The organism is Gandjariella thermophila, from assembly GCF_005405885.1.
In the GTDB taxonomy this organism is placed as follows: Bacteria; Actinomycetota; Actinomycetes; order Mycobacteriales; family Pseudonocardiaceae; genus Gandjariella; species Gandjariella thermophila.
In genome coordinates, this window is the sequence record NZ_BJFL01000087.1 from 1 (window position 1) to 3,844 (window position 3,844).

Annotated in this window: 4 protein-coding genes and 1 pseudogene; all 5 read left to right on the plus strand. The window is 67.6% G+C overall.

Features of this window, described 5'->3' with window-relative positions; translation table 11 throughout:
* Nucleotides 1-465 precede the first annotated feature (465 nt).
* Nucleotides 466-774 (plus strand): hypothetical protein, encoded by a 309-nt coding sequence (locus FFT21_RS28165; protein WP_137816938.1) that lies wholly within the window; start codon nt 466-468, stop codon nt 772-774.
* Nucleotides 774-2,006, plus strand: coding sequence for a putative T7SS-secreted protein (locus FFT21_RS28170; RefSeq protein ID WP_137816939.1), 1,233 nt, complete (start codon nt 774-776; stop codon nt 2,004-2,006). Before FFT21_RS28165 ends, FFT21_RS28170 begins: the two co-directional genes overlap by 1 nt.
* 41 nt (nt 2,007-2,047) lie before the next feature.
* Nucleotides 2,048-2,263: a hypothetical protein gene (locus FFT21_RS28175; RefSeq protein WP_137816940.1), complete on the plus strand. Its 216-nt coding sequence runs from the start codon at nt 2,048-2,050 to the stop codon at nt 2,261-2,263.
* Nucleotides 2,264-2,281: 18 nt separating this feature from the next.
* Nucleotides 2,282-2,434: a hypothetical protein gene (locus FFT21_RS29040; RefSeq protein ID WP_153816596.1), complete on the plus strand. Its 153-nt coding sequence runs from the start codon at nt 2,282-2,284 to the stop codon at nt 2,432-2,434.
* Nucleotides 2,435-3,188: 754 nt separating this feature from the next.
* Nucleotides 3,189-3,721: pseudogene (locus FFT21_RS28180) on the plus strand (transposase); the annotation flags it as partial.
* Nucleotides 3,722-3,844 lie beyond the last annotated feature (123 nt).

Here is a 3,844-nt window from a genome sequence, read left to right on the forward strand (position 1 = left end):
CAGCGTGCTACGCCTCAACGGCGCCACCAACATCGCCCAAGCCCTCCGACATCAGGCCTGGGACCCACTCCGCCCCATCAACCTGCTACTGATCAGCTGAAGTGCGACTTTGCCGGGGCCGTGCCGCCTTCTCCGGGAGCCGAACCCGCTGGTCAGCCATCGTGTGCAAGCCGGCGCGCTCGGCCAGCCGCAGCACGGGAACCAGACCCGCAGACGACACGAGGTTCGGTTCATCGAATGTCACAGACACCGCAGCGGCGGTGTGGGATGCTCGCACCTCGTAGATGCCCTTCGCACTGGATCAGATGGAACCCTCAACAAGTCCCATCTTCCCAGGTCGGAGGGCATCTACCCCTCTACGACACCACCGCGCGCCGCAATACCACCGGTGGATCCAGGCTAAGCTGTCTGTTGCGAATCGGCGACGAGCGACACCGGAGGGCGGGGATGGCGGACGGTTTCCGTGTGGACCTGACCGCGCTGACGCAGGCGGCGGAGGGGGTCACCGGCACACTGGATGCGCTGGATGTCCGCCAGGTCAGCGACATCGATGGCGACAAGGGCGCGATCGGGCACGACCACCTGGCCGACACGCTGTCGGATTTCTGTGATCGCTGGCAGTTGGGCGTGCAGAACCTCGCCAAGGACGCGCAGGCCATCGCTGGCCAGTTGACCGAGAGCGTGGTCGCGTACCAGAAGGTCGAACAGGCCAACCACCGCCAGTTCACCGGCATTCTGGAGAACTCGACCAGCCCGGATCCGGCTGCGCACTGATGACAGCCGAACTCGGCCAGACCAACGACCCCAAAGCGCTCATTCCCGGCGATCCGGCTTCTGTGCAGGACATCGCCTTGTTGTTACGGACGTACGGCGATGCGCTGCATGAGGCCGGCGCCGGGCTGCAACGGATCGACACCACCGACGGGTGGAGCGGCCAGGCAGCCGACGCCTTCCGCGAGGTCTTCCACGGCCAGCCGAGCAAGTGGCTGGAGGCAGGCGACTGCTTCCATGAGGCAAGCCAGGCGATGGGCAGCTACGCCACCACGTTGACCTGGGCGCAAGCGCAAGCCCAGGAAGCCATTCAGCAGTGGAACGAGGCGCAGGCGGCCACCAAGGCCGCGCAGGAGCAGCACGCCCGGGACGTCGAACACGCGCATCGGGACGCCCAAGCCAGGACTGCCGCGGGAAATCCCACCGTGGCTCCTGATATTCCGTTCGTTGACCCGGGCGAAGCCAAGCGGCAGGCGGCGAAGGCCGTGCTCGACCGTGCCCGTGGCCAGTTGACGAGTGCGGGCAACACCGCCGGGCAGGCGATCGGCAAGGCCCGGGACAAGGCACCGCCGAAACCGAGTCTGCTGGACCGGCTCGGTGACACCCTCGGCGATGCGGCCAGTGACGCGTGGCACGGGGTGGAGAAGGTCGGCGCGGAGGCCATCAACGACCTGGCCTCGCTCGGTAACGCCGCTATCCATCATCCCGGTGACATTGCGGGCATGGTTGGCGGCTCGTTGCTGACCGTCGCCAGCGCCGCGGGCGAAGCCGGTGGGTTCGCGCTGGATGCCACGGGCGTGGGCTCGGTGGCGGGTGTCCCGCTCAACGCGGTATCGGCCGCGGGCATGGCGACTGGTGCGGGCATCGCGGGTGCCGCGGTGGCGAACATGGCGATGCACGCGGGCGGGGATGACCACGTCGAGCCGGTCAAGTCCGACAGCAGCAGCGGTAGTGGCGGTGGCGGCGACGCGGAGGCGCCATTCCCGCCGCCCAAGGAGATCAACGGTCTGAGCGAGCATGGCGAGGCGAGGATCATGGGTCGTGATGGCCACGGGGTCAGTGACGAGGCGATGCACGACGCGGTCAACAACCCGACGCGTGCACCGGAGTACCGTCCCGACCAGTACGGCGGTACGTATCGGTATAAGGGCAAGGACGCCGTCGTCGTCCTCAACGAGGAGGGGAAGGTCGTGACGGCGTGGGCGCGCGGCCGGGGCGGTTGGAGGAATCCGTGAGTAGTGTGATCGAGAGTCTTCCCGAGCGGTACCGTGCCGTCGTGGTCGAGATCGTCGGCCAGCGCGATCCCGCATTGCTCTCCTCCCTGACTACCCAGCAGCACCCCACCCAGCAGGAGCGAGAAGCCGTCGAGGACCTGCTCGCCGATGCGCTATCCGAGAACTTTGGGCCCGGTCATGCACCAACCGAGCGCGGGACGCTGATCGAACACACGATCGACGCGTTCCTCGAACGCTGGCCCATCGAAGCGGAGTGAACTCCTACCGGCGTGGGCGTGACCGGCCAGCAGACAATCAGCCAACACAGCAGGCTGCCCGGGTGTGGTCGCACCGACCAACTCGCCGTGCTCTCGGGTTCACGCGAACGCGATCTTGCCAGCGTGCCGATGGCTGAGACGCTGCGAACTCGCCGGATCGTCTCGCTGTAGGCCGTCGGCACTGCTGGTCGGTGTCCAGGATGGGTCCGGCGTTTCCGTACTGCCTGCACGGGTGACGGTTGGCGACGAGCTGGCGCGGCGCTCGCCCCAGAATGGGCACCAGTGCGCTAGCTCATCGCGTCGCTGGCGTCGGTCCTTGCCGATTGCTATCCGCCCCGCCAGTGCTGGTGCGGCTTATCGCCAGCAGGGCGAACCCGCTGACCACCATCAGGCCGTCGAGCGCCAGCGGACCCACGGCGGCCGCCAGCGGTCCGTACTGCCACGCCAGCAGGACATCCCGTACGTGTCCCGTAGGAAATGATCGCCGAGCCAAGCGCGACTGTGCCTGCACCACCGAAGCGGGCCAGTCCCCAGAGCACGCCGGTGGGCCAGCGGACGCGGCTCAGTGCCTCGACGGCGAGCATCAGCCCGATTGGCCACACGGCCGCTCCGACTTGCGGTGCAATTCCCGGGTACCACCGCACGGGTTCATGTGGTGCGGGTAGAGAGGCGTGCAGCACGTTCGCGGCGATCGACATCACCGAGCCGAACAGGAATCCCGCCCACGCGACCAGCCGACCGCCAGGCGGGAACCGCGTCGACACATCGGCGGAAGGCTGGTCGCCAGCGCTGGTGATGTGCCCAGAGCCGCGCGCCACTTCGGCGCCAGCTCTGGGCGAACCCTCGGTCGCCGAATCGTCGGCGGCACCCGGGGGGGGTGTGTGTAAGAACAACGGTGTAACTGTCCTAAGTGGAAGGTACACCTGTGACTGACGAGATCAAGCCCCAGACCGCGGTGACCGCGCCGGCGGTGGACGAGCAGGTGGTGGCTGAACTGGTGAAGCGGGCCACGGCCGATGGCGTGCCGGTCAGCGGGGAAGGCAGCCTACTCCAGCAGTTGACCAAGATCGTGCTCGAGTCGTCGCTGGAGAGTGAGATGGACGCCCACCTGGGCTACAGCAAGCACGACCCGGCCGGCCGCGACAACGGCAACTCCCGCAACGGCACGCGGTCCAAAACCGTGCTGACCGAGGCGGTCCGGTCCAGATCGCGGTACCGCGGGACCGGGATGCCTCGTTCCAGCCGCGGATCGTCCGCAAGCGGCAGCGCCGGCTGGACGGCGTTGACGGGATCGTGCTGTCGCTGTCGGCCAAGGGCCTGACCACCGGGGAGGTCTCCGCACACCTGGGCGAGGTGTACGGCGCGAGCGTGTCAAAGGACACGATCTCAGCCATCACCGATCGGGTGCTGGAGGGCATGGCCGAGTGGCAGAGCCGACCCCTGGACCCGGTCTACCCCCACGGCCCCGGCAAAGTCGCACTTCAGCTGATCAGTAGCAGGTTGATGGGGCGGAGTGGGTCCCAGGCCTGATGTCGGAGGGCTTGGGCGATGTTGGTGGCGCCGTTGAGGCGTAGCACGCTG

Bases quoted from the DNA above. Each gene is read 5' to 3' on its own strand.
- FFT21_RS28170 (WP_137816939.1), top strand. From the start codon at position 774: ATGACAGCCGAACTCGGCCAGACCAACGACCCCAAAGCGCTCATTCCC.